Source organism: Neobacillus sp. B4I6, assembly GCF_050434045.1.
GTDB lineage: Bacteria > Bacillota > Bacilli > Bacillales > Cytobacillaceae > Neobacillus.
The window spans coordinates 3,094,373-3,118,910 of sequence record NZ_JBNPWB010000002.1 but is presented as its reverse complement, the minus strand read 5'-3'; the positions used below and the strand labels follow the sequence as shown (position 1 = coordinate 3,118,910).

General features: G+C 38.7%; 25 protein-coding genes. 16 read left to right on the top strand and 9 right to left on the bottom strand.

The genetic code is table 11. From position 1 onward, the window contains the following. Window positions 1–95 precede the first annotated feature (95 nt). The 3 genes from mmsB to QF028_RS17490 all read left to right on the top strand — a co-directional run bounded on the left by mmsB (window position 96) and on the right by QF028_RS17490 (window position 2,567). Window positions 96–1,211 carry a multiple monosaccharide ABC transporter permease gene (gene mmsB / locus QF028_RS17500; RefSeq protein ID WP_251028053.1) on the top strand — a complete coding sequence of 372 codons (1,116 nt, stop codon included), beginning with the start codon at window positions 96–98 and terminating at the stop codon, window positions 1,209–1,211. A gap of 50 nt (window positions 1,212–1,261) precedes the next feature. Beyond that, window positions 1,262–1,387, top strand: coding sequence for a sporulation histidine kinase inhibitor Sda (sda, locus tag QF028_RS17495; RefSeq protein ID WP_142292227.1), 126 nt, complete (start codon window positions 1,262–1,264; stop codon window positions 1,385–1,387). A 262-nt stretch (window positions 1,388–1,649) separates the two neighbouring features. Continuing rightward, on the top strand, window positions 1,650–2,567 hold the full coding sequence (locus tag QF028_RS17490; protein ID WP_215000500.1) for a DMT family transporter: 918 nt from the start codon (window positions 1,650–1,652) through the stop codon (window positions 2,565–2,567). 76 nt (window positions 2,568–2,643) lie between these two features. Here QF028_RS17490 and QF028_RS17485 read toward each other — a convergent pair whose 3' ends face one another. Next, window positions 2,644–3,879 carry a helix-turn-helix domain-containing protein gene (locus QF028_RS17485; RefSeq protein WP_429467300.1) on the bottom strand — a complete coding sequence of 412 codons (1,236 nt, stop codon included), beginning with the start codon at window positions 3,877–3,879 and terminating at the stop codon, window positions 2,644–2,646. Between the two features lie 163 nt (window positions 3,880–4,042). Between QF028_RS17485 and QF028_RS17480 the strand changes: the two genes are divergently transcribed. Further along, window positions 4,043–6,343 carry a glycoside hydrolase family 3 C-terminal domain-containing protein gene (locus QF028_RS17480; RefSeq protein WP_429467298.1) on the top strand — a complete coding sequence of 767 codons (2,301 nt, stop codon included), beginning with the start codon at window positions 4,043–4,045 and terminating at the stop codon, window positions 6,341–6,343. 145 nt (window positions 6,344–6,488) lie between these two features. Here QF028_RS17480 and QF028_RS17475 read toward each other — a convergent pair whose 3' ends face one another. Beyond that, window positions 6,489–7,373: a LysR family transcriptional regulator gene (locus QF028_RS17475; RefSeq protein WP_410883424.1), complete on the bottom strand. Its 885-nt coding sequence runs from the start codon at window positions 7,371–7,373 to the stop codon at window positions 6,489–6,491. Window positions 7,374–7,543: 170 nt separating this feature from the next. Between QF028_RS17475 and QF028_RS17470 the strand changes: the two genes are divergently transcribed. The 7 genes from QF028_RS17470 (at window position 7,544) to QF028_RS17440 (ending at window position 18,044) form a co-directional block, all read left to right on the top strand. Continuing rightward, window positions 7,544–10,423: a 2-oxoglutarate dehydrogenase E1 component gene (locus QF028_RS17470; protein WP_429467295.1), complete on the top strand. Its 2,880-nt coding sequence runs from the start codon at window positions 7,544–7,546 to the stop codon at window positions 10,421–10,423. A gap of 96 nt (window positions 10,424–10,519) precedes the next feature. Next, window positions 10,520–11,779 (top strand): 2-oxoglutarate dehydrogenase complex dihydrolipoyllysine-residue succinyltransferase, encoded by a 1,260-nt coding sequence (odhB, locus tag QF028_RS17465; protein ID WP_429467293.1) that lies wholly within the window; start codon window positions 10,520–10,522, stop codon window positions 11,777–11,779. Between the two features lie 98 nt (window positions 11,780–11,877). After that, on the top strand, window positions 11,878–11,979 hold the full coding sequence (locus tag QF028_RS17460; protein ID WP_429467290.1) for an AraC family transcriptional regulator: 102 nt from the start codon (window positions 11,878–11,880) through the stop codon (window positions 11,977–11,979). A 752-nt stretch (window positions 11,980–12,731) separates the two neighbouring features. Then, the gene (locus tag QF028_RS17455; protein ID WP_410883430.1) at window positions 12,732–13,838 is read left to right on the top strand and encodes a carbamoyl phosphate synthase small subunit; all 1,107 of its coding nucleotides are present in this window, start codon (window positions 12,732–12,734) and stop codon (window positions 13,836–13,838) included. After that, on the top strand, window positions 13,816–17,001 hold the full coding sequence (carB, locus tag QF028_RS17450; RefSeq protein ID WP_429467286.1) for a carbamoyl-phosphate synthase large subunit: 3,186 nt from the start codon (window positions 13,816–13,818) through the stop codon (window positions 16,999–17,001). Before QF028_RS17455 ends, carB begins: the two co-directional genes overlap by 23 nt. 151 nt (window positions 17,002–17,152) lie before the next feature. Next, entirely contained in the window at window positions 17,153–17,311 is a 159-nt protein-coding gene (locus QF028_RS17445) for a hypothetical protein (RefSeq protein WP_214718423.1), read from the top strand. Between the two features lie 394 nt (window positions 17,312–17,705). Further along, window positions 17,706–18,044: a YolD-like family protein gene (locus QF028_RS17440; protein WP_429467282.1), complete on the top strand. Its 339-nt coding sequence runs from the start codon at window positions 17,706–17,708 to the stop codon at window positions 18,042–18,044. Between the two features lie 236 nt (window positions 18,045–18,280). Here the strand turns inward: QF028_RS17440 and QF028_RS17435 are convergent, their stop codons facing one another. Continuing rightward, a complete protein-coding gene (locus tag QF028_RS17435; protein ID WP_429467280.1) occupies window positions 18,281–18,427 on the bottom strand; it encodes a hypothetical protein in 147 nt (48 codons plus the stop codon). 565 nt (window positions 18,428–18,992) lie between these two features. Between QF028_RS17435 and QF028_RS17430 the strand changes: the two genes are divergently transcribed. Continuing rightward, complete coding sequence (locus QF028_RS17430) at window positions 18,993–19,412, top strand: type II toxin-antitoxin system PemK/MazF family toxin (RefSeq protein WP_429467277.1); 420 nt, start codon at window positions 18,993–18,995, stop codon at window positions 19,410–19,412. A 20-nt stretch (window positions 19,413–19,432) separates the two neighbouring features. Here QF028_RS17430 and QF028_RS17425 read toward each other — a convergent pair whose 3' ends face one another. Then, a complete protein-coding gene (locus tag QF028_RS17425) occupies window positions 19,433–19,612 on the bottom strand; it encodes a hypothetical protein (RefSeq protein WP_429467274.1) in 180 nt (59 codons plus the stop codon). Window positions 19,613–20,019: 407 nt separating this feature from the next. Between QF028_RS17425 and QF028_RS17420 the strand changes: the two genes are divergently transcribed. Further along, window positions 20,020–20,151, top strand: coding sequence for a hypothetical protein (locus tag QF028_RS17420; RefSeq protein ID WP_429467271.1), 132 nt, complete (start codon window positions 20,020–20,022; stop codon window positions 20,149–20,151). Between the two features lie 214 nt (window positions 20,152–20,365). On the opposite strand, the gene QF028_RS17415 is transcribed toward QF028_RS17420, so the two are convergent. Beyond that, on the bottom strand, window positions 20,366–20,572 hold the full coding sequence (locus QF028_RS17415) for a helix-turn-helix transcriptional regulator (RefSeq protein ID WP_256358576.1): 207 nt from the start codon (window positions 20,570–20,572) through the stop codon (window positions 20,366–20,368). Between the two features lie 139 nt (window positions 20,573–20,711). Here QF028_RS17415 and QF028_RS17410 point away from each other — a divergent pair, with 139 nt between their 5' ends. From QF028_RS17410 to QF028_RS17400, 3 genes are all read left to right on the top strand, one after another. Further along, entirely contained in the window at window positions 20,712–20,945 is a 234-nt protein-coding gene (locus QF028_RS17410; RefSeq protein ID WP_429467268.1) for a hypothetical protein, read from the top strand. An 84-nt stretch (window positions 20,946–21,029) separates the two neighbouring features. Then, window positions 21,030–21,302, top strand: a complete 273-nt coding sequence (locus QF028_RS17405) for a hypothetical protein (protein WP_429467265.1) — start codon at window positions 21,030–21,032, stop codon at window positions 21,300–21,302. Then, window positions 21,302–21,556: a hypothetical protein gene (locus tag QF028_RS17400; protein WP_429467263.1), complete on the top strand. Its 255-nt coding sequence runs from the start codon at window positions 21,302–21,304 to the stop codon at window positions 21,554–21,556. The genes QF028_RS17405 and QF028_RS17400 overlap by 1 nt, the downstream gene beginning before the upstream one ends. 165 nt (window positions 21,557–21,721) lie before the next feature. On the opposite strand, the gene QF028_RS17395 is transcribed toward QF028_RS17400, so the two are convergent. From QF028_RS17395 to QF028_RS17380, 4 genes are all read right to left on the bottom strand, one after another. Next, the gene (locus QF028_RS17395) at window positions 21,722–22,174 is read right to left on the bottom strand and encodes an N-acetyltransferase family protein (protein ID WP_429467261.1); all 453 of its coding nucleotides are present in this window, start codon (window positions 22,172–22,174) and stop codon (window positions 21,722–21,724) included. 111 nt (window positions 22,175–22,285) lie between these two features. Then, entirely contained in the window at window positions 22,286–22,741 is a 456-nt protein-coding gene (locus tag QF028_RS17390; RefSeq protein WP_429467258.1) for a YrvL family regulatory protein, read from the bottom strand. Between the two features lie 170 nt (window positions 22,742–22,911). Continuing rightward, window positions 22,912–23,790: a PhzF family phenazine biosynthesis protein gene (locus QF028_RS17385; protein WP_429467256.1), complete on the bottom strand. Its 879-nt coding sequence runs from the start codon at window positions 23,788–23,790 to the stop codon at window positions 22,912–22,914. A 167-nt stretch (window positions 23,791–23,957) separates the two neighbouring features. Then, the gene (locus QF028_RS17380) at window positions 23,958–24,413 is read right to left on the bottom strand and encodes a GNAT family N-acetyltransferase (RefSeq protein WP_429472403.1); all 456 of its coding nucleotides are present in this window, start codon (window positions 24,411–24,413) and stop codon (window positions 23,958–23,960) included. Window positions 24,414–24,538: the final 125 nt, after the last annotated feature.

Here is a 24,538-nt window from a genome sequence, read left to right as displayed (position 1 = left end):
CGCATAAAACGGCTGAGAACGAAAAAGTTGCAGTTCGTGAACCAAAAGTAAATCACATTTTACAACTTTTCAAAAATAATTTGAGACAATACAGTATGATTTTGGCACTAGTTTCAATTATGATTCTTTTTCAAGTTCTAACAGATGGTATTTTATTAAGACCATTAAATATTACAAACTTAATCTTGCAAAATAGCTATATTTTAGTATTGGCAATAGGTATGATTTTAGTTATTATTACCGGACATATTGATCTATCGGTTGGTTCAATAGCAGCCTTTGTCGGAGCTATATCTGCTATTTTAATGGTTAATTATGAAGTTCCAATCTCTGCCGCAATTATAATCTCATTATTAATTGGTGCACTTATTGGCGCTTGGCAAGGGTTTTGGGTGGCATATGTCAAAATTCCTGCGTTTATTGTTACTCTAGCAGGAATGCTTTTGTTTAGAGGATTGACCATGGTTGTGTTGGAGGGCAAATCAATCGCCCCATTTCCTGAAACATTTCAAAAAATTAGCTCGGGTTTCATTCCAGATGTGTTTGGTGGAGCGAACCTTCATATTTTAACTCTTGTCATTGGAGCTCTGCTATCTGTCATTCTTATCTTCAATGAATTGAAAATTAGAAAAGCTGAAATAAAATACAATTTAGATGTTTCACCTATAGGAATTTTCATTTTGAAGATTATTGCAATAGTTGCCTTAATTAATGTATTTGTGTATGTTCTTGCTACTTACGAAGGAATTCCTAATATTTTAGTTATCTTGGCTTTATTAATATTGGCTTATCAATTTATTACAACAAAAACAATTGCAGGACGTCACATTTACGCGATAGGTGGAAATGAAAAAGCAGCCAGTTTATCAGGGGTCAAAACAAAGCGGGTTACATTCTGGGTCTTTGTAAACATGGGAGTGTTATCGGCTCTATCTGGGCTTCTATTTGCAGCTCGATTAAATGCTGCAACACCTAGAGCTGGAAATCTTTTTGAACTTGATGCGATTGCAGCATGTTTTATTGGCGGGGCATCAGCATATGGTGGAGTAGGTACGGTTCCAGGGGCTATTATTGGTGGACTTGTTATGGGTGTCATGAATAACGGAATGTCCATCCTAGGTTTAGGAATAGATTGGCAGCAAGGTATTAAAGGGCTTGTATTATTAGCTGCAGTAGCTTTTGATATTTATAATAAAAACAAATCATCATAATATACCTTATTAAATAAGAGTAGACCGCTATCTTTAAATGTTGTTTCTGAATGAAGAAACTAAGCATTGCACAATTGCTGGAAACATTAAATAAAGCCATTGAGTTAAATTTACAACAAGACTTTATTGATTTAATAGTTTATGAGTTAGATAGAAAGCAATTTAAGATTAATTAACAAAAAAGTTGACTCCATAAAAGGGGTCAACTTTTTATCATAACATCTATAAAGTGCTGAGAATAGTTGGATTTATATTGTTTTTTTCCAAGCAATAACAAGTTCACAATCGTGATCCTTTACGCCATCAATCTCTATAAAACGAAGTGTTAGGAAAGATAAATGAAAATTCCCATTGATAAGTATTTCGATAAGCGAAATACCATGCTATACTAATAAAAGTCACCAACAAAAACATTTTGAGAAGGGTTGTCTATGGTAAATGTCGAGTAGTATGATAAAAGCTTTTATTAGTCTCTTTTTGGTTTCTGTTTTATGGGGGTGTAATTATCCGGTCAGTTCCTATTTACTGCAAGGATTTTCACCAGTTTTTTTATCAACCGTTCGAATTTGCTTTACCTCACTTTTTTTGATAATCGTTGCCATGATTCATAAAGGAATGAAGCGTCCCACCATTTCAGAGTGGAAATACCTCATTGGTGTTGGAATCTTTGGAACCCTGTTAAATCAAACCTTCTACTTTACGGGTCTCCATCATACAACACCAGCTAACGCCTCATTAATAATTTCCTTGGCACCGATAGCGACAATTCTATTGGAACGAATCATCTTTAAGGTCAAGTTTACCATTAAAAAATCGGCAGGAGCCATTATTAGTTTAATTGGTGTTTTTTCAATTATTGGTGTTGCAAATGGCGGTTTGGGAATCTCATGGGGAGATTTTAACATACTAATCGCCATGCTTTGCCTCTCGATTAGTATATTATTTATCCGAGGTTTATCAAAAACTATGAACACATTTATTATTACGATATACTCAACCGTACTAGGAAGTGTACTAATGATTCCTGCTGCCGGAGTCGAAAACTTTGTGAGCGGTTCTGTCATCAGCCATTCTCTTTTTATGTGGATTTTGTTAATTTTTGCTGGGATCATGGCGCAAGGTATTGCCGGGTTTTGGTGGAATAAAGGCGTAGCTAAAGTTGGTGCAGGTACAGCTTCAATGTTCATGAATATCCAGCCGTTTGTCGCCATCCTAGCCTCTCATTTTATTTTAGGGAATCATATCTTGCTGAATCAAATCATTGGCGGTATTTTGGTATTACTAGGCGTATTTATTGCAAATATGCCATCGGCTAAAACCATGGTTTCTACTGGGTCAAATAAAGCGGTAATGTAAAGAGTCCTCCCACTGATTGGTCTAGCTGATTACTAAATAATTTTTGAAGAGACCGTGGCAGACATACACGGTCTCTTTAATTTACAGGATTATCTTTAAAATGCTTGGGGGTAACTCCTGCAAATTTCTTAAACACTTTTATAAAATAGCTTTGATCCGTAAAGTTTAATAGAGTACAAATTTCGGATAGAGAATAGGAAGTTAATATTAATAAATTTTTTGCTTCATCTATTTTCACTTTTTGAATATATTCGCTCAAAGAAACTCCTGTTTCTTTTTTAAAAAGCGAGGATAAATAATTTGGAGTCAATTGTACCAGTTCTGATAATTGAGACAATGTAATGTTTTCATATACATGGTTAAAAATAAAATTCTGACAGAGTGAGATAGGTTTAGAATACTGTTCAATTTGGCTGGTGTGAACTCTTTCAGCAAAGTCAACAAATGCTTTTTCCATTAATTTCTTTACCTCATGAATATCCTGTAATTCTTCGAGTCTTTGAATATATAAATCACTTAAGGAATAGGCGATTTCTGGATATAAACCGCCTTCCATTGCAGCTCTAGTGGCTAAGGTAATGCCTGAAATGGTTAAATTCTTTTCACTTCTTAATTGACTATTCTTTGATAGGACTCCATATTCAAATTCCTCATTAGCGATGTTCAAATAGATTAACAGTTCCTCTTTTTTTCCTTTTGTTATTGCTCCAAAAAGTTTCTTTTCAATTAAATAATCATGATGGAATTTAGTATTTTGACGTCTTAAAGATATTTCCAAATCGGGACTTTCAGTAAGAACCTCCTGATCATCCATTATTTGATTTTGTTTGATAACATAGTCTGTATCAAGTAATTGATGATAGATCATATAGTGGACAAGGATACCGGCACGTGTCAAGTCATGTAGCTTCATAACTGGAAGTGATTGATAGTAAAGAATAATGAATTCTTGATCGATAAAAAATCCAAGGTCATGATTCATCCTTCTTATCATGTCTTCAGAGTAATTAGTAAAAACGGATGGACCTCCAATAATACTCCCTTGGAATGTATCGCCACCCTGTAAATTAACAATCAAGTAATTTTCAAGTAATTTAGTCGATTTGATTATCGGGTATTCTGATGAATCATCATTCTTCATTAGCTGACTTAAATAGTCTATTTTTGCATGGTATAGTGGGTTTTGTCTATAACCTGATGATGATTCAAAAAGTAATTCACCTTTTGAATCAAGTAGGAAAAAAGGAATTTTGAAAGTCTCATTCATATGCCTGCAAATATACTCTAAGTGGTCTCTATTAAGATATGGCATGCTTAGTTAGTTCCCCTTTTAAAGTAAACGAATTTCAATATTATTTCATTTAGTTAATAAGATAATACTATTTTTCGATAAATATTACCATAACTAACAGAGATAAATTAATACAATATAAAAATAGAAAGCGTTTTCTATTAACCATATTAGGAGGTTCACAATGCGAGATATCAAACAATTAATTTCACAAATGACATTAGAAGAAAAAGCGAGCCTATGCTCTGGATTAGATTTCTGGCATTTAAAAGGGATTGAACGACTAGGGATTCCATCTCTTATGGTGACAGACGGACCCCATGGTTTGCGTAAGCAGGGAGAGGGTTCAGACCATTTGGGGATTTATAACAGTGTTCCTGCCACTTGTTTTCCGTCAGCGGCCGGAATGGCCAGCTCTTGGAATCGCGAACTCATTGAAAAAGTAGGGATAGCTCTAGGAGAAGAATGCCAGGCAGAGGATGTAGCAGTTTTGCTTGGACCTGGAGTGAATATTAAGCGTTCACCGCTTTGTGGAAGAAACTTTGAGTATTTCTCTGAAGATCCTTATTTAGCTTCAGAAATGGCGGCGGGCCATGTAAAAGGGGTTCAAAGCCAGGGAGTCGGAACATCTTTGAAACACTTTGCAGCTAATAACCAGGAGCACCGCAGGATGTCAACGGATGCTGTTGTTGATGAAAGAACATTGCGCGAAATTTATTTGGCCAGCTTTGAAGGCGTGGTCAAACAGTCCCAGCCATGGACAGTTATGTGCTCCTACAACAAAGTAAACGGTGAATACGCATCTGAAAATGAATATTTGTTAAATGAGATTCTGAAAGATGAATGGGGCTTTGAAGGCTTTGTTGTTTCCGACTGGGGTGCGGTGAATGAACGTGCAGAAGGATTGGCAGCCGGATTGGAACTTGAAATGCCATCTAGTAATGGCATCGGTGACCAAAAGATTGTCGACGCTGTGAAGAGCGGTAAATTGTCTGAAGAAAAACTCAATAAAGCAGTTGATCGATTATTGCGGATTATTTTTATGGCCGTTGATCATAAAAAAGAAAATGCTGTCTATGACAAGGATGCCCATCACCAGCTTGCTAGAGAAATGGCAAGGGAAAGCATGGTGTTATTAAAAAATGAAGAAGCTATTCTTCCGCTGAAAAAAGAAGGAACCATTGCCGTTATTGGAGAATTTGCTAAAAAGCCAAGATATCAAGGCGGGGGAAGTTCTCATGTAAAACCGACAAAGCTTGAAAACATTGTGGAAGAAATCGAAAAAACTGCTGGTAAGCACACGAATGTGTTATATGCACAAGGATACAGTCTCGACTCTGACGAAATCGATGGAGCGCTAATTGCAAAAGCAAAAGAAGTGGCGGCTCAAGCAGATACGGTGATCCTTTTTGCCGGACTTCCTGATCGTTATGAATCGGAAGGCTATGACCGCGAACATTTGCGCATGCCGGAAAACCACCGTGTATTAGTCGAAGCAGTAGCGGAAGTGAACCGCAATATCATTGTCGTGTTAAGCAACGGCTCACCGATTGAAATGCCATGGATTGGAAATGTAAGAGGTATACTTGAATCTTATTTAGGCGGACAAGCACTTGGAGGTGCCATCGCAGATTTATTATTTGGCGATGCAAATCCGAGCGGAAAATTGGCAGAATCGTTCCCTAAACAATTAAGCGATAACCCTTCTTTCTTGAACTTCCCGGGAGAAGGCGACAAAGTGGAATACAAGGAAGGTATTTTTGTCGGTTATCGATACTATGATACGAAAAAAGTTGAACCTCTATTCCCGTTCGGATTTGGATTAAGCTACACTACCTTTGAATATAGCAATCTTTCAATCAGTCAAAAAGAGATTCAAGATACCGAAACTGTGGCAGTCAGTGTAATCGTTAAAAATACAGGTGATCGAGCTGGAAAAGAGATTGTGCAGCTTTATGTAAAAGATGTAAAGAGCAGTGTCAACAGACCTGAAAAAGAGCTGAAAGGCTTTGAAAAAGTAGACTTGCAGCCAGGTGAGGAAAAAACGGTTACGTTCTTATTAAATAAGCGGGCATTTGCTTACTATAATGTGGAAATGAAAGACTGGCATGTGGAAACAGGAGAGTTTGAAATTTTAGTAGGAGAATCGTCGCAAGAGATTGTCCTTAATGAAAGCATCGTTGTTCAATCAACAGTTTCCATTAGAAAGCAGGTTCATCGCAATACCCTAGTTGGTGATTTGCTTGCTGACCCGCTTTTAGGGACGTTGGCAACGGAACTAATAAATAAACACAATCCATTCCCAGATTTAGGTGCGAATGAAGGGGATGCTGCCGAAATGATGGAAGCCATGATGAAATATATGCCTCTCCGTGCATTAGTCAACTTCAGCATGGGTGCGTTTACAGAAGAAATGCTAACAAATCTGATGGATCAGTTAAATCGATTTTCCACTAATAATGAACCCAATCTTGTAAAAAAATAGGTAAATTAATACTTTTACCCCCTTCTCACAACTAGAGGAGGGGGTAAAAAAATATGATACATTTTAGAAGGATTTTCTTAATGGAGCAGCTATTTTATGGAGTGGTCTATTATGATTAAGCTAACCTTTGTCCAGTTTGTTAAATTCAATTGTCCTTCCAATCAAAGTTTTCAATAAAGCGTACAAATGCCTTAACAACATTCCATTCCAGAGATTCCTTATGATAATACATCCACGTTCTTCGCAATATAGGATTTCCTTCTTGATCAAGTAGGTGGATTTTATGTAAATCTTCTATACCGGTAAGAACCCTGCTAGACAGGATGCCATAGCCTAAACCATTTATAACCATTTCCTTACACGTATCAACTTGGTCAACTTCTATACTAATAAAGGGCGCTTGCGAATAATTTTCACCCCACCAATGATCAATTACTGATTTTAATAAATAATCTCCTCTATATTCGATTCTAGGAAGACGAGGGAGATCCGTTATATCAATCTCATCCATTGACGCAATGCATATGTCTTCCTCAAATAATTGGTGTTTTGATAATCCCCGCCAACCATAGTCCCCTCGAACAAAGCTGATATGAACATCCTTATTGTGTATAAGTTGTGTTACGTCTCTGCTCCACCCTGTAACCACTTTGAATTCCACATGTGGATATTGCATTTTAAATAATTTCAAAACATAGGGAAGTTCATAATTCGCGAAAAAATTGGATACTCCCAATTTCAACGTACCTACCACTTCGTCACTTTCATTATTACTCATATTTTGGACATTTTCTTTAATCTTTTCATAATGAGCAAGGGCCTCCTCAGCACAATGAACAAGATATTCTCCTTGTGGGGTAAAATGCACTCCTCTGCTTTCACGAGTTACGATTTTAACGCCTAGTTCTTCCTGCATATGCTTTAATCGAGTCGTTAACGCGGGTTGAGTAAGAAATAAGAGGCGAGCAGTTTTTGTTAGATTCTTTTGATGATAAAGCACCTTTAGTATTTCCCAGTCACGATAATCCATTTTTCCACCCATCTATCTGATATAAATATTTTTTATAGATTAATATAATTTTTTAGCATTTTATTTATTTCAATTATTACATTATCCTTAACCTAAAGCAATTGATAATTACTTCACTAAATAGTCCGAAACAAAACATATAAAGTAACACAACAATGGGGGAATTAGGAATGGGAGTACAAAAAAACGAACATAATCCATGGAGGAAATTTAATGGTCCAAACCTGGGCTATGTAATCGAACAATATGAGCGGTACACGAACGGGGAAGATACCATTGATCCAAAATTAAAAGAGCTTTTTATTAAATGGGGCTCCCCTTTGTCTTTTGAGTCAAGTCATACCGAAGAAACCCTCAATAATAAATCTGTCAATCCTGCTGATTCCATAAATATACAGAAAGTACTTAAAGTGGTAAAACTGCTTGAAGATATTCGTTCAAACGGTCATTTAGCGGCAAACATGAACCCATTAGAGGGGAATCCACAAAATCAAGAGTTGTTTAATCCAGAAAAACATGGGGTAAGTGAGCAAGACCTGAAAGCGATTTCATCCAAACTTGTTTGGGAGGAGGCACCAGCAGGTATTCAAACCGCATGGGATGCTATCAACCATTTAAAGCGTATTTATACCTCCACACTAGCCTATGAATTTAACCATGTGCAACATATGGATGAACGAGCATGGTTAACTCAAATGGTGGAGACAGGTTCCTTGCATCGTTCCTTATCTAAAGAAGAACAAACGAACTTGTTACAAAGTTTGACAGAGGTTGAAGGATTTGAACAATTTTTGCATAAAACCTTTGTCGGTCAAAAGAGATTTTCCATTGAAGGCGTTGACATGCTTGTCCCCATGCTGAATGAAGCTGTGCACGAAGGTGTCGGGGATGGAGCGCGTAATGTCGTGATTGGAATGGCGCATCGCGGCCGCCTAAGTGTCCTTGCGCATGTGTTAAACAAACCATACAGAAAAATGTTCTCTGAATTTCAGCACTCGTCTGCCAAACAACAGGGTCCGTCAGAAGATTTGGTCGACATTAGTGAGGGCTGGACTGGAGATGTGAAATACCATTTAGGCCGAAATCGATTCATGGAAGGCCCCGGAAACGTTCGCGCACGTATTACTTTAGCCAATAATCCGAGTCATCTTGAATTTGTCGATCCGGTAGTCGAAGGTTTTGCAAGAGCTGCCCAAGAAGAACGAAAGTCTGCCGGTTACCCTAAGCAGGATGTTAAGAGGGCGTTTGCGATTTTGGTCCATGGGGATGCAGCCTTTCCGGGCCAGGGGATTGTAGCGGAGACCTTGAATTTAAGCGGGTTAAAAGGATATCGAATAGGTGGAACCATCCACATCATTGCCAACAACATGGTCGGCTTTACGACAGATAGCCACGATTCTCGTTCAACGAGATATTCGAGTGACTTAGCAAAAGGATTTGAGATTCCGATTGTACATGTAAATGCGGACGATCCAGAAGCATGTCTGGCTGCAGTTCGTCTGGCCTATCAATACCGAACTCGGTTCCAAAAGGACTTTTTGATTGATTTAGTTGGGTACCGGCGATTTGGTCATAATGAAATGGACGATGCAGCGGTCACCCAGCCACAGGTTTACAAAAAAATCGCGAACCATCCAACGGTAAGAGCGGTTTATTCCAAACAGTTGCAAAATAGTGGCATTCTCAAACAAGAAGAAGTTGAGCACATTAACCGCAGCGTGCAAGAAATGTTGCAGGCTGAGTTTGAAAAAGCGTCCGAGAAGAAGCAGAGTGAACCCCTTGCAGAAGTAGAGGTTCCGAGGGTGATCGCCAAAGGAATTCCACCGGTGGAAACAAGCGTGCCCCTTGATACCCTTCGTGAATTAAACCAAGATTTGCTGAAATGGCCGGATGGTTTTCATGTTTATCCAAAATTAAAGCGGATTCTGGAGCGCCGCAATTCGGCACTAGAAGAGAACGGGAAAGTAGAATGGGCGGTAGCAGAAGTGCTGGCATTTGCATCGATGTTAAAAGATGGGACGCCGATTCGTCTAACCGGCCAAGATTCTGAGCGTGGAACGTTTGCGCAGCGGCACATTGTGCTCCACGACACGGAAACAAACGATACCTATTCACCACTGCACCAGCTTCCGCAAACACGAGCTTCGTTTGCGGTTCATAATAGCCCGCTGTCGGAAGCAGCGGTTGTAGGTTTTGAATATGGATATAATGTATTTGCTCCTGAAACACTTGTCATGTGGGAAGCACAATATGGCGACTTTGCCAACACAGCACAACCCCTCTATGATCAATTTGTTTCATCCGCAAGAGCAAAATGGGGGCAAAAATCAGGGCTTATCCTCCTGTTGCCTCACGGGTATGAAGGCCAAGGTCCGGAGCATTCCAGTGCCCGTCCGGAACGCTTTTTACAATTAGCAGCTGAAAACAACTGGACAGTCGCCAACTTGACAAGTGCGGCCCAATATTTTCATATTTTACGCCGTCAAGCATCCATCTTAGGAACAGAGTTTGTTCGGCCATTGGTGATTATGACGCCAAAGAGTCTGCTTCGTCACCCGTTGGTCGCTTCTCCAGGTACTGAGCTAAGCGAAGGCCATTTCCAAACAGTAGTGGAACAGCCTCAGCTCGGAAAAGAGATAGACAAGGTAAAGCGTTTAGTATTAACAACTGGTAAGATGGCCATCGATTTGGCTGTAGAAGTCGATGCAAAGAAAGAAGATCGAAACTTAGAAGAGTTACACATCGTTCGAATCGAACAATTGTATCCATTTCCTCAGGAAAAAGTAGAAGCAATCTTGAAGCGTTACCCAAACTTGAAGGAAATCATTTGGGTACAGGAAGAACCGAAAAATATGGGTGCGTGGCATTATATCGCCCCAATTCTCTTTGATCTTGCTTCCGGGAGCCTGACAGTTGGTTACATTGGACGTCAGGAGCGTTCAAGTACGGCAGGCGGCGATCCAATCGTTCATAAAAAGGAACAAGAGCGCATTATCCAACAGGCTTTGAACTATATAGAGTCTAGTAGATACTCAGAAACAAGAAAGTGATTTTAGTTCTAACTAACCATCATCACTCACAAATTACGATAGTTGAAATACAAGCATAATAGGAGACTTACCATCATACCTAGGAGGATACACCACATGATAGAAATAAAAGTACCAGAACTGGCAGAATCCATTACAGAAGGAACCATTTCACAATGGCTCATTAACATTGGTGATAAAGTGACCAAAGGAGATAGTGTTGTTGAACTGGAAACAGACAAAGTGAATATCGAATTAAATACCGAATACTCAGGTATAGTTTCAAAATTATTAAAAGAGACGGGCGATATCGTCGAAGTAGGCGATGTAATTGCGATTATCGAAGAGAATACGGATGCAGGAGCCACTCCAGGCACTCCAACTGTTCCAGTTGCAGCTCCGGAAAGACCGGCAGAAGAAACTTTTAATCAACAAAGCAACCAACCTGAGCCAGAACTTTCGAAAGCCCTACGTCCAATTGCTTCACCAGCAGCAAGAAAATTGGCAAGAGAACGGGGAATCGATTTACATCAAGTAAGCAGCCGTGATCCACTTGGCAGAATTAGAACAGAGGATGTAAAAGCATATACACATACACCTGCGGTTAAAGAAGAACCAAAGTTGGAAAAGACCAGCCCTAAACCTGTCGTACAACAAATAGATGAAGAGTTTGACAAACCAGTAGAACGTGTGAAAATGTCCCGCCGGCGTCAAACCATCGCTAAACGCTTAGTAGAAGTCCAGCATACAGCGGCAATGTTAACTACATTTAACGAAGTGGATATGTCTGCTGTCATGGATTTACGCACTAAGCGGAAAGATGCCTTTTTTGAAAAACATGGGGTTCGACTTGGGTTCATGTCGTTCTTTACAAAAGCCGTGGTTTCGGCTTTGAAGCAATTCCCGCTTTTAAATGCTGAAATTCAAGGCGATGAATTGATTTTGAAGAAGTTTTATGATATCGGAATTGCTGTGGCAGCACCAGAGGGGTTGGTCGTACCGGTTGTACGCAATGCGAACCAGAAAAACTTTGCCGAAATCGAACAAGAAATCAGTAATCTCGGTAAAAAAGCTCGTGATAATGCCCTTACTTTAAATGATTTGCAAGGTGGAACATTTACGATTACAAATGGCGGAGTTTTCGGTTCATTAATGTCAACGCCGATCTTGAATAGCCCGCAAGTGGGGATTCTCGGTATGCATAAGATCCAAATAAGGCCAGTAGCGATTGATCGTGAACGAATGGAAAACCGTCCGATGATGTATATTGCCCTTTCTTACGACCATCGAATTGTCGACGGAAAAGAAGCTGTTAGCTTCCTAGTTGCAGTGAAAGAATTGTTGGAGGATCCTACCTCTTTATTATTAGAAGGATAAATCTTATTGATTTGCTTGTTTAATTCTAAAAGACCAAACAAAAACAGACCTTTGAGGTCTGTCAGGCTGTCGAAAAACCTTCGACAGCCTTTTAATATATGTCAATTGCAGCAATAGTGGAGCAGGTTGGCTATGATGATATCTGTTATTTTTATCGGATTTTTAAAGGAAAGTATGGGCAGACCCCCAAAGGAATATAGAAAGCTAACACTTCGGGTATAAACAAAAGTATTTAAGTATCATCACATTTTGTGCTATTGCTTACGGGTTCCATTTCCTAGTTTGCTCGATATTAGAAAATAGGCCAGCTATACCTGTTTAAATAAGCAATTACCATTGCGCCACCTTAACGGTGGCGTTTTTTTTATATCAAAAAAATGTACGTATTAACCTCAACTTGTCCCTATCAAAATGAACGCCTTTTGCATTTACTAGTAGATTTTTATTTGAAAGGAATGAAATTGTGAAAATAACAATTATTCATTTTAGCAAAAACAACTGTAAATAAAATTCTATTTAAACAAAAGAAAAGGTATAATTTTCAAACTCAATATTATGTTGTGGGAGAATTCTATACCGAGGAGTTCGATCAGCAATAAATAACCAAGTTTGTTTTTCTAAATGAAAAGGAAGGAAAGGATTATATAATAGATGAACCCAATAATAGTGGACAATTTTTCTTATTTATATAATACATTATAGTGGCAAATAAGGAGATTATAGGGAATGACCTGTAAAAATACAAATTAGGAATAAAGTAGTTCTAACTTTACGCAATATTAGAATTTTTAGCGGAAATACTTCAATTTGTAAATCATTGGAATTGATCGTGATGCCCTCCAGATACTATAAAATAAATCCTCCTTTTACGAGGAAGAGAAGATCAACAGGCGTTAATCAAACGATTACGGGGTAGAGGGATAATGCGTATGGAAGAAAGGAGTGTAATGGTATGAAACGTCAACTCATTTTAGAAGATGGTACTGTATTTGTTGGAAAAGGATTTGGCAGTGAGAAGGAATTGATAGGTGAAGTTGTATTTAACACAGGGATGACCGGCTATCAGGAAATTTTGTCGGATCCTTCTTATTGTAGTCAAATTGTTACATTGACTTACCCGCTTATTGGTAACTATGGAATTAATCGTGATGATTTTGAATCGATTGAACCAACAATTAATGGTTTGATTGTAAAAGAATTTTGCGAAATACCGTCAAATTTCCGTAGTCAATTTCCACTTGATAAATATTTAAAAGACAAAGATATTCCAGGTTTAGCGGGAATTGATACAAGGAAGCTTACAAGAAAAATCCGCGAGCATGGGATTCTAAAAGGAAGAATCTGCAGCATGGATGTAATTGTTGAAGAAGTAGTGGCAGATTTAAAGAAAGCAGAATGGACGAGAGATCAGGTGAAACAAGTATCAACAAAACGTTCCTATCCGAGTCCTGGAAGAGGTTTTAAAGTCGTGCTAGTCGACTACGGAATGAAGCACGGTATTTTACGGGAGTTAACGCTGCGCAACTGTGATGTTATAGTCGTTCCGTATGATACAACGGCAGAAAAAATATTTAATCTAAATCCGGATGGCATCATGTTAAGTAATGGGCCTGGGGATCCGAAAGAAATAACAGAAGGAATTGAAATGATTAAAGGTGTGCTTGGGAAAATACCATTGTTCGGCATTTGCTTAGGTCATCAATTGGTCGCCCTTGCATGCGGAGCAGATACAGAAAGATTGAAGTTTGGCCACCGCGGGTCAAACCATCCTGTTAAAAATTTAGAATCAAATCGCGTTGAAATTACCTCGCAAAACCATGGGTATACAGTTTGTATGGATTCTTTAGAAGGAACTGATTTATCAGTAACACATATTGCATTAAATGACGGGACAGTTGAGGGGTTAAAGCATGACAAGTATCCAGCTTTTACTATCCAATACCATCCTGAGGCATCCCCGGGACCAGAAGACGCAAACTATTTATTTGACCGTTTCATTGAATTAATGGAAGCAAGGAAGAAGGAAGGGACGAACGATGACAAAACGCTTAGACATTGAAACAATTTTAGTAATTGGATCAGGACCAATTGTTATTGGACAAGCGGCAGAGTTTGATTATGCGGGCACGCAGGCATGTATCGCATTAAAAGAAGAAGGGTACAAAGTCATTCTTGTTAACTCAAACCCAGCGACAATTATGACCGATACGGAAATGGCAGATAAAGTATACATTGAGCCGTTAACTGTTGAGTTCGTAAGCTCCATCATATATAAAGAACGTCCGGATGCCATTTTACCGACACTAGGTGGACAAACAGGGTTAAATCTTACCGTAGAACTTGCCAAATCAGGTATTTTAGAAGAGCTGGGCGTTGAAATTTTAGGAACAAAATTAAGCGCGATTGAACAAGCAGAAGACCGAGATTTGTTCCGTTCATTAATGAACGAATTGAATGAACCAGTTCCGGATAGTGAAATTATTCATACGGTTGAAGAGGGATATGCATTCGTGGAACAAGTCGGCTATCCTGTTATTGTTCGTCCGGCCTATACACTTGGAGGAACGGGCGGCGGTATTTGCCACAATAAAGAGGAATTAATTGATACTGTAACGAGCGGCTTAAAATACAGTCCTGTTACCCAATGCCTGCTCGAGAAAAGTATTGCCGGGTTTAAAGAAATAGAGTACGAAGTAATGCGTGACAGCAACGACAATGCTATTGTTGTGTGCAACATGGAAAACATCGATCCTGTTGGTGTCCATACGGGTGATTCAATTGTTGTAGCACCGAGTCAAACTTTAAGCGACCGTGAGTATCAATTATTGCGTAATGCCTCTTTAAAGATTATTCGTGCACTGAAGATTGAGGGTGGATGCAATGTTCAGCTTGCTTTAGATCCCTTGAGCTTCCAATACTATGTTATTGAGGTAAACCCGCGAGTCAGCCGGTCATCCGCGCTAGCATCAAAAGCAACAGGGTACCCAATTGCGAAACTTTCGGCGAAAATTGCAGTAGGTTTGACGTTAGATGAAATGATGAATCCTGTAACAGAAAGAACATATGCATCGTTTGAACCTGCCCTAGATTATGTAGTAACAAAAATTCCGCGCTTTCCATTTGATAAATTCGAATCGGCCAATCGTAAGCTTGGTACACAAATGAAAGCGACAGGTGAAGTAATGGCAATCGGACGTACTCTCGAAGAGTCATTATTAAAAGCGGTTCGTTCACTTGAATTAAAAGTATATCATCTAAATTTAAAAGATGCCGATCAAATCAATGACGAATTGATTGAAAAACGTATTCGTGTTGCGGGTGACGAGCGCTTATTCTACATAGGTGAAGCACTCAGAAGAGGTATAACGATTGAACAAATTCATGAGTGGAGCCAAATTGATATTTTCTTTCTTGCGAAGTTTGACAATATAGTCAAATTTGAGAAGGTTATGGAAGAAAACAAAGACGATAGAGAGGTTTTGCTTGAAGCAAAGAAAATCGGTTTCTCAGATAAAACTATAGCAAAAATATGGGGTATGACAGAACTTGAAGTTTATGAATATCGGAAAGAGAATGGAATTATTCCTGTCTATAAAATGGTGGATACATGTGCAGCTGAATTTGAATCTGAAACGCCTTATTTTTACGGTACGTATGAAGATGAAAACGAATCAGTTGTGACTGAAAAGAAGAGTGTGATCGTACTTGGATCCGGACCAATTCGTATCGGACAAGGAGTGGAGTTCGATTATGCAACGGTTCACTCCGTCTGGGCTATTCGCGAAGCCGGTTACGAGGCAATTATTATTAATAATAACCCCGAAACTGTTTCAACCGATTTTAGTATTTCAGACAAGCTGTATTTTGAGCCATTAACGATCGAAGATGTTATGCATATTATTGATTTAGAAAAACCACTTGGTGTTGTTGTACAATTTGGAGGACAAACAGGGATTAACTTGGCTGGAGAATTGGCAAGCCGAGGTGTGAAAATTTTAGGAACATCGCTTGAGTGTCTTGAGGCAGCAGAAGACCGTGAAAAGTTCGAAAAAACATTGGCATCTCTGGATATTCCGCAGCCTTTAGGGAAAACAGCAAGATCTGTAGAAGAAGCGGTTAAAATTGCAGAGACAATTGGCTTCCCTGTACTTATTCGGCCTTCTTATGTACTAGGCGGAAGGGCAATGGAAATTGTATATCAAACAGAGGAATTACTTCATTACATGAAAAATGCGGTCCAAGTACATGAGGATCAGCCGGTATTGATTGACCGTTATTTAACAGGCCAGGAAATGGAAGTAGATGCTATCTCTGATGGGGAGAATGTATTCATTCCAGGTATTATGGAACATATTGAGCGTGCAGGTGTCCATTCAGGTGACTCGATCGGTGTGTATCCACCACAAAGCCTATCAGAAGAAACAAAGGCGACAATTATTGACTATACAACAAGAATTGCAAAAGGTTTTCAAATAGTAGGTTTACTTAATATTCAGTTCGTCTTATCAAAAGGTAAAGTGTATGTATTGGAAGTTAATCCGCGCGCGAGCCGTACAGTGCCATTCCTAAGCAAAATTACACGTGTTCCAATGGCGAATCTTGCTACCAAAATAATGTTAGGAAAAACGTTACCGGAGCTCGGGCTTCAATCAGGTATTCATCCTGAAGAGAACAATGTTTATGTGAAAGTCCCTGTATTCTCATTTGCAAAGCTAAGAAAAGTAGATATAACACTTGGACCCGAAATGAAATCAACCGGGGAAGTTATGGGACAAGATACAACGTTGGAAAAAGCACTGTATAAAGGATTTATTGCTGCCGGTACTTCAATCAAGCCCCACGGGTATGTATTGTTCACAGTTGCGGACAAAGATAAGGCGGAAGCTGCTGAACTAGCTAAACGTTTCTATAACATTGGGTATCGAATCCTGGCAACAGCAGGGACTGCTGCTGCATTTAAGCAAGAAGGAATTCCTGTAAATGTTGTGAATAAAATCGAATCCGAAGAGGAAAACTTGTTAGAGGTAATTCGTAATGGTAAAGCACAGCTTGTGGTCAATACACTAACAAAGGGAAAACAGCCTGCACGTGACGGATTTAAAATTCGCCGTGAAGCAGTTGAAAATGGTATTCCATGTTTAACCTCTCTTGATACAGTAGTTGCAATTTTTCGTGTACTTGAAACCATTCGTTTCCAAACAACACCAATGCGAAGTAAATAAGAGCTTGCTTGGTTTTATGATGAAGCTAAGACAATACACAATTGATTCCATTTTTTAACACTAGGACAAAGTTGCTCTAATAATCAGAGTATTACTAGATTTTTTTCAGGTCAAATTCAAAAAGTTATTGGTAGGATAGGGAGGGATAAATATGAATAAGTCGGAAGCTGTTACTAAAAAGGAACAGAAACAAGATAACATTAAAAAATACAGTGAAGTCAATGAATTCAACCATGAAAGCAATCAAGTTGCCAAAGCGCAAAAACAAATGTCTTCACAAGAGACAACTGGAGTATTAGATCAGGAATAGTTCCGGTGCCTGGCACGCCCCGAAATCTTGTTTCACAGGTGTTATTTAATTATTTAGGAACTATACCAAGTAATTAAAAGTTAAATCAGAAAAAAACCCTTGCAATGGCAAGGGTTTTTTAAATGTCCCAGAGAGGATTCGAACCTCCGACCTACAGTTTAGGAAACTATACGATATGTATTCGCTAGTGTCAACGTTATGTCATCGCATTGTCATTGCGCATGATTGACCGACAGTGTGAGCGTAGGTCCTACGGCTTTAAATTTAATAACCTACATACGCCATTTTGCCGAATAGTCAGCGGATTGTCAATACGTGTCGTTTTAAGAGGGAAATGTTTCTATTCATATGGAACGTTTGTTCGTGTATTATAAGTAAGAAGGAGATGACCGTTATGACGATAAAAGATCGCGGTTTAATTAAATGGAATGCAGCGTCCTTTATGCCGCAAGTATTCGAAGAGCAACGCGCCATGTTTAAGGACCAAGAGCGCCAGCCAAGGCCGCTATTAAGTGAATTCGATACAGAGGAGTTTGACCAGCGGATAGCTTACGCGATGGAGTATAAGCTAGCGGTGAGGCTATCCGTGTGGACTGACGGCTTTACTACGGAGATGACTGGCCGAATACATCAAGTAGACCCTATTACGTATCAGCTCCGAATTGAGGTAAAGCCTGGCGAATATGAACGGGTGGCTTTCGAGGATGTGTGCGGAGTAGTGGTCGTAGATTAGTCGGAAAGAAATAAAAAAAGAGCGCCATATAGACGCTTAAATGATTGAGGTGTACTGTATATTATGAAGGGTTGTCTTAGACGGCAATGGACAAGCACGGAGTATTTATAATTAAATTGGTCGGGACTAATGCCGACATTACCTAGCGTATTGCTAGGATAATAATAGAAGGAACACGGAATGATTACGATTTATAACGTAAGGTGACGTAATGTGGAAAATAATAACGGTAGGCGCTATTGATTTTGACTATCGTCATTATCCTGCATATTTTGTTTTATTTGTGAGTAAGCGAGATAAAGTAAAAAAGCGCCAGGAATCGAGACCATAATGAATACAAACCAAACCGTGTTTATAAAATGAGTGTATATCCACGAAGACATGAGAGCACCTCCTAATTGTAGAATGCCCGAAACGTCTTTATCTTACAATTTGATTAATTATCAGCAAGAAGCCGCTGGCAGACGGACCGCTTCGAACTCACGGGGTTGTCGAAACGTGGGAGGATCGGACGGATAACGGGCAGCTACTCGGAAACTGAACCGGCATTCATTATACATAAACGCTGGGAAATAACGGGGCAACTGGCGGAGTATAGGCGCCACCAACCGCGTCACTATGCGGATGTATAAGAACGTGCATAACGTTATTATCTACGTAATGATTGATCGTTGATATAACAGCGTTTGTATATCGACATTATTACACGATATGATTATTTTACGTAATAATGTTGAATACGTTATACATTCGTATACAATCGGAATGGTTAGGATTTACATATCCGATAAAACTAAGCTGAAAAGTCGGAATTACCCCAAGCCGCCAAGAAAAAAGGGTGGGTTTTGACGTTTTCAACCCGCGTGCAATTTTTCGAAATCAGGTAGTTAAACTCGAAGGAAGCACAGAGCCATTTGTCGAAGTATTAAAGACGAAGGAGTGTGCGATATGAAACAAGTAATAAAACGAGGCGATATATTTTGGGCGAAACTATCTCCGGTAGTAGGTTCGGAGCAAGGTGGGTTACGACCGGTTTTAATATTGCAGAACGATATTGGTAACAAATTTTCACCGACAGTCTTAGCTACAGTTTTAACGAAACAACAAAAGAAACGGCTGCCTACGCATGTATTTCTGGACAAACGAAAGTATAAATTAACGGAAGATTCGTGGGTGCTGTTAGAACAGATTCGGACGCTTGATAAATGGCGGATTCAAGCTAAGATTTCGAGACTCGACGACAAAAAATTAGACGAAGTAGACACTGCGTTAAAAATAAGTCTCGGAATTAAAGAAGACTTATATAAATACTACCGCCACATTGTAACCGGTGAAATAGTAAGGATTAAAGCGAAGGACATCCGTTAGGGTGTTTCTTTTTATTCGGGTTACAACTCGATATCCTTATCCTTCACGTCATATTCCTCGATAAATTCCACAACGCCAAGCAGACGCTTTATGGCGTAATCCTTGCCTGCAGACTCATCCGCAACCAATTCCGCAGTTAAATTAAGGACCTCCGACTTAATCCGCGAGATCGTTAGTTTCGCCTCTAATAGTTCGTTCATTTTACCACCTCCCTAAATACCAGTATTGTTTTCACAAACTGACGCAAATATGACGATTAACCACGCTGGATATTCTTTCTATATAATAAGATTTACATTTAAAATTGGGGGTGACGAGGTAAGCGAATGGAAATAAAAAAGACGAAGTTTGTTCAGAAGAGCCAGCTTACTAAATGTAAACCGGTTAAAAGGTCCAGAGTAATGAAGCTGCGGCAAGAAAAGTTTAAAGCGATAATCAAGGTCGGCAACACAACCGGTATCATCCATTCGGAGCTAATGCGACTAACATCGGACGAAAGACGCCAATGGTTCGAAAAAGAAGCCGAACGGGGCAATCCAGTTTTGCTGGAACTTCAGAGACTCGTTCGCGAATCGTATTTTAAACGGATGCAGAGAGGTAATGTAGAATGATGGAGAAAAAGAAAGATACTGAACCAAAAATAAAAATTGTAGAACGAGTTTTCTTAGGTAAATTTAAAATTGAGGATTATCTTCAAAAAGAAGTGGAGTTACTTTTAGAAAAATATAAGAACAATTAGACCTCTGGAATGGTTCCGGAGGTCTTAAACCTATATTTATACACGTACGACGCCGTACGGTTACAACTCAATAACCTCAACGCCAATCATTGCGAACCGGTCATACCGCCTATACTTTCGCAGGCAATAGTCCGCCTATGGACGCCAACGCGCTTTCACGTTAGCTTATGCGAAGGATTTCGAAATAATGCGTGTCCAGGGCGGTCATACCGGTTCATTCATCAACTTTTTTTCTTTCGTACAGCTCCTCGACACCCACGCCTAGCAAGTCCGCCAATATGTACGCCTTATCCATCGGTATTAAACTCCGTCCAGTTTCATAATTGCGGAGCTGTTTTACCGTTATTTCTAATTTATCTGCAACGAAAGCTTTTTTGTATCCGCTTTTTTGAATTAGGTCCTCTATGCGGCTTATCAACATTAGCATCACCTATATTCATTTTATATTTTTTCGGCGTGATTCATATAGGAAATTTAAGTGGCGAAAAAGGAAAATTTTTGTTCACTTTTAGTATTACCGGTCATACCATATAGTAATCAACCGAAAGGAGGAGCGATAGGTGAGCAAGAACAAGGTTATTAAATCGGTGTCCTTTAACGTGACCAACGAAGAGGATCGCCTGTATTTAGAACGCATTGAGAACGTCAATTTTAGCGGATATGTTAAGCGGCTGATCGAGAAGGATATTCGGCAGCGGAAGGTGATAAAGTCCGATAGAGCGCCCGTTGAAGCGCCGGCTGGTCATAACGCAATAATGACTAAAGGGACGCCGTTAATATTGAAAACGGAATAGCCTCTTCCCGACTCGCTATTTCGTAACACTGTAACACGGTTGACGTTGTCAAATGTCATGACGATCGGAAAGGAGGTTTGCGTTTTGATTGAAGGGAAAGGGTTAGGCGGAAAGAAAATAAACCGCGTCAACGTCTCGCTCACGAACAAGCAAGCGTTCAAGTTGAATCGGCTGGCCACCGCATGCAACATGAAGCCGACGACGCTAGCGGGCTTATTGATCGAAAAGGGGTTGAACGATGCCGGGCTTGTCTCGGAGCTGCAGCGCGAGCATTGTACGCAATCGGCCTACCGCATCGTTGTCATTAACAATAACGGTGAGCTGAACTTCGTATTGAGCGGAAGGGAGGACGTATAATGAGTTGGGTCAGCTTTATTTCGGGTGGTATGACCGTGATATTGGTGTATGCGTTTTATTCGGTGGGCAGCGAGGATAATGAAGAGTTAATAGCGGAGGAGGTGTTGGGCTCGGACGTTGTCGTAAACGATTCAACTGGTCGATATGTAACGCTGAGTTGTCAAACATGCCGTAAATTAAAAAGGCATCGCGAGGTACGGCCGAACGTTTTCCAATGTACGAAATGCAAGCGGCATGTCGATTTAAGTGCATGAAAGAAAAAAAGCCGCGGGTTTTTCCGCGGTTTCTTCGGTTGCTTTAAAAATTTAGTACTTAAGTACATGATTGAAGTCCAGTGCTTCGTTAGTGCAATAAAAAAGCCTTACTCCTAATTGAAGTAAAGCACCCGTTAGTCCAACAAGGATTACAATTTTTTTAATCTACAAATCTTGAGATAATCGAACCATATCCCTACATTGTATGCCGTTTTCGAAAATCTCTTCTGGATAGTGCCTAATGAAAAAGTCTATATCAACACCAGTAATTCTAAAACCACATTTTTGGTAAAGGGCTAATTGTCCAATACTTGAATTTCCAGTTCCGACTTCTATGGTTCTGTATCCTTTTGACTTTGCCACTTCAATTGCATTTATTACTAGTTGTTTCCCAAAGCCTTTACCGTGCTGGGTTTCTATTAATGCAATATTCATCAACTCTACCGTTTCAGGTCTTGTCGGCAGTAGTACATAAACCCCAATAACTTGAGCACCACTTTCGGCTACAAAGCATTCTCCTTTTTGCAGATATTCCTCAACGATTACTTTAGAAGGGTCAGCTAATAACAACAAATCCATTGGAGGCTCTTCATCTAAATTTAGTTTACGTGTAAACATTTTACTCTCCCGTATATAACTGTATTTTCTTTCATTTTACCATTTCTTGTTGAACTAACCTGCCAGTTAGTTGAGGAAGAAGCACATATGAAAAAGACTTAAATTATAAAATTACTTTTTATTTTTATCTTTATCATCAAAGGCAACTTCAATTATAAATAATAATAAAACGGCAACGATTTCTGTTCTCGATGGAATTGTAATACTATTCATAAATTCATCTAATGTATGTAATGCAAGCCAAGTAAATGTGCAATCAATAACCAGTCTTGTAATAAATAATTTATATTTACCTGATATATATTGGGATAATAGCTTGGTAAAAGCTATAGAGAATAAATCCACTATAAAACCAAAAAGAAAGAAAAACATCACAAAACCTATAAGGGAGTATGGCGATGTATATCGTACTCCAAATAAACTAAAAAAACCTACAATTCCAAAGAAAATACCCCCCATAACAAACGCAATGGATAGGACAACAAGGAGTGTTAATGCTGTAATAACTAACATCTTTTCAAATAAAGTAAAATCTCGAAATCGCCTTTTTTTATTTTTTTGACTCATTGTTTTATAACAATTCCTTCTTCGTAAAATTACAAATTTTTAACACTTATCGACCAATATTATAACATACCTTCTTTTACTAACCTGCTTACGTTAGTACAACAAGCAAAAAGATCGCCGCAGCGATCTCAATCTTTAGCTCTAGCACCCGTTAGTTGAAGAAGGAAGGTTTATAGAAACCATTCACCTTGGGCAATTTTTTCTACTTTTCCTCCTACATATACGATGATTTCCCCGTTATCTTCACTTGCTTTCAAAAACAATAAGGATGGTCTTTTTATTTCATATCCTTGTTCTACACGAATATTTATTTCACTTTTTTCAAAATACCGATATTTAACTAAGTAAGAAGCTAAACATCCATTAGCACTTCCAGTAGCTGCATCTTCAGGAACACCATAATAATCTGCAAAGTCTCGAACATTTAAATCATTTTCAGAATTATATGCTTCAGGAGAAAACACCATAATGGCTTTTGCATCAGTATCTTCAATTAATTCAAAGTATTTTTCTTTATTTACGCTTACTTTTTTAACTGCTTCTAAAGATGTTAAAGGTACAACAATCACTGGAAGTCCAGTTGAAACCTCTTGGATAGGAAATCTATCATCTATGTATTCTTTATCTATACTTAAAACATCAGAAACTTTATTTGCATCTAAAATCCGACCAAAAGTTGGTTTGTTTTGTTTCATCCATAGTAATTCTTGATTATCGAACGAGACGGGAATCTGTCCGCCTTTAAAATTTAATATAAGCTTATCGGATGGTTCGGTTAATACTTCGCTTTGAATGATATACGCGGTTCCTAAAGTTGGATGCCCAGCAAAAGGGACTTCTTCGTTAGGCGTAAAGATACGAACGTCGTAACCGCTAGCTTTTTCTTTGTCAGATAAAATAAAAGTAGTCTCTGAAAAATTAATTTCCTTAGCTATTTGTTGCATCTCATCATCGGAAATGTTTCCAGCATTTTTAAAAACAGCAAGTTGATTCCCTGTATATTTTCCTTGTGAAAAAACATCAACAATGGAATAATTTATTTTCCCCATAATTTCTCTCCTTATTTGCATTTTTTGTAATATTTTATATAAGATACCATACATTTCATTTAAATTTAAGTGAAAAACATTACGATAACGGCACTAACCTGCTCCGTTAGTGAAACAAGAAAAGCCGCTAATGGCAGCTGGATCTCTTGCAATCGTTAGAAGAGTTTTTATTGTTGATATGGATTTTTAAGTACCTTTTGCATAAATAGTTCTGGATTAACAATCTGTTCAAAACCGTATTGGTTATATAATGAATGTGCATCATTAGTAGCTAACATAAATCTACGAACTCCCTGTAATTCGGAATGATTTGTGATAATACCCATTAACCATTTTGATAACCCTAATTTCCGATAATCTGGCAATATAAACACATCACATAGATAGGCATAAGTTGCTAAATCAGAAATTACCCTTGCAAAACCAACTTGTTCAATAACGTCTTTACCTACTTCACCTTTATAAACTCCAAAACATAACGGAGAATTTTCAATTGCCTTTTGTACTATTTGCTTGGGTATCCCCTTTGACCAGTAGGCTTCTTGACTCAAGAAGGTATGTATTAATGTTAAATCTAAATACTCTTTATTTGTAGAAATTGAAAATCCTTTATTAATCCACATTTCCAAAATAAGTCCCCCTATTTTTTTGAATGTTCTGCAATAAATTAAACTACTGATTTAAATTTTGTTCAACTAAACTGCTCCTTTAGTTGAACAAGAAAAAAGCTTTACTCCTTATTGAAGTA

Excerpts from the sequence above, each read along its gene's own strand:
- QF028_RS17430 (WP_429467277.1), top strand. The coding sequence starts at position 18,993 with ATGAAACAAGTAATAAAACGAGGCGATATATTTTGGGCGAAACTATCT.
- QF028_RS17455 (WP_410883430.1), top strand. The coding sequence starts at position 12,732 with ATGAAACGTCAACTCATTTTAGAAGATGGTACTGTATTTGTTGGAAAA.
- odhB (WP_429467293.1), top strand. The coding sequence starts at position 10,520 with ATGATAGAAATAAAAGTACCAGAACTGGCAGAATCCATTACAGAAGGA.
- QF028_RS17485 (WP_429467300.1), bottom strand. The coding sequence starts at position 3,879 with ATGCCATATCTTAATAGAGACCACTTAGAGTATATTTGCAGGCATATG.
- QF028_RS17440 (WP_429467282.1), top strand. The coding sequence starts at position 17,706 with ATGACGATAAAAGATCGCGGTTTAATTAAATGGAATGCAGCGTCCTTT.
- sda (WP_142292227.1), top strand. The coding sequence starts at position 1,262 with ATGAAGAAACTAAGCATTGCACAATTGCTGGAAACATTAAATAAAGCC.
- carB (WP_429467286.1), top strand. The coding sequence starts at position 13,816 with ATGACAAAACGCTTAGACATTGAAACAATTTTAGTAATTGGATCAGGA.
- QF028_RS17415 (WP_256358576.1), bottom strand. The coding sequence starts at position 20,572 with ATGTTGATAAGCCGCATAGAGGACCTAATTCAAAAAAGCGGATACAAA.
- QF028_RS17480 (WP_429467298.1), top strand. The coding sequence starts at position 4,043 with ATGCGAGATATCAAACAATTAATTTCACAAATGACATTAGAAGAAAAA.
- QF028_RS17420 (WP_429467271.1), top strand. The coding sequence starts at position 20,020 with ATGATGGAGAAAAAGAAAGATACTGAACCAAAAATAAAAATTGTAGAA.
- QF028_RS17435 (WP_429467280.1), bottom strand. The coding sequence starts at position 18,427 with ATGTCTTCGTGGATATACACTCATTTTATAAACACGGTTTGGTTTGTA.
- QF028_RS17460 (WP_429467290.1), top strand. The coding sequence starts at position 11,878 with ATGTCAATTGCAGCAATAGTGGAGCAGGTTGGCTATGATGATATCTGT.
- QF028_RS17470 (WP_429467295.1), top strand. The coding sequence starts at position 7,544 with ATGGGAGTACAAAAAAACGAACATAATCCATGGAGGAAATTTAATGGT.
- QF028_RS17385 (WP_429467256.1), bottom strand. The coding sequence starts at position 23,790 with ATGGGGAAAATAAATTATTCCATTGTTGATGTTTTTTCACAAGGAAAA.
- QF028_RS17490 (WP_215000500.1), top strand. The coding sequence starts at position 1,650 with ATGTCGAGTAGTATGATAAAAGCTTTTATTAGTCTCTTTTTGGTTTCT.
- QF028_RS17400 (WP_429467263.1), top strand. The coding sequence starts at position 21,302 with ATGAGTTGGGTCAGCTTTATTTCGGGTGGTATGACCGTGATATTGGTG.
- QF028_RS17395 (WP_429467261.1), bottom strand. The coding sequence starts at position 22,174 with ATGTTTACACGTAAACTAAATTTAGATGAAGAGCCTCCAATGGATTTG.
- QF028_RS17445 (WP_214718423.1), top strand. The coding sequence starts at position 17,153 with ATGAATAAGTCGGAAGCTGTTACTAAAAAGGAACAGAAACAAGATAAC.
- QF028_RS17390 (WP_429467258.1), bottom strand. The coding sequence starts at position 22,741 with ATGAGTCAAAAAAATAAAAAAAGGCGATTTCGAGATTTTACTTTATTT.
- QF028_RS17380 (WP_429472403.1), bottom strand. The coding sequence starts at position 24,413 with ATGTGGATTAATAAAGGATTTTCAATTTCTACAAATAAAGAGTATTTA.
- mmsB (WP_251028053.1), top strand. The coding sequence starts at position 96 with ATGATTTTGGCACTAGTTTCAATTATGATTCTTTTTCAAGTTCTAACA.
- QF028_RS17475 (WP_410883424.1), bottom strand. The coding sequence starts at position 7,373 with ATGGATTATCGTGACTGGGAAATACTAAAGGTGCTTTATCATCAAAAG.
- QF028_RS17425 (WP_429467274.1), bottom strand. The coding sequence starts at position 19,612 with ATGAACGAACTATTAGAGGCGAAACTAACGATCTCGCGGATTAAGTCG.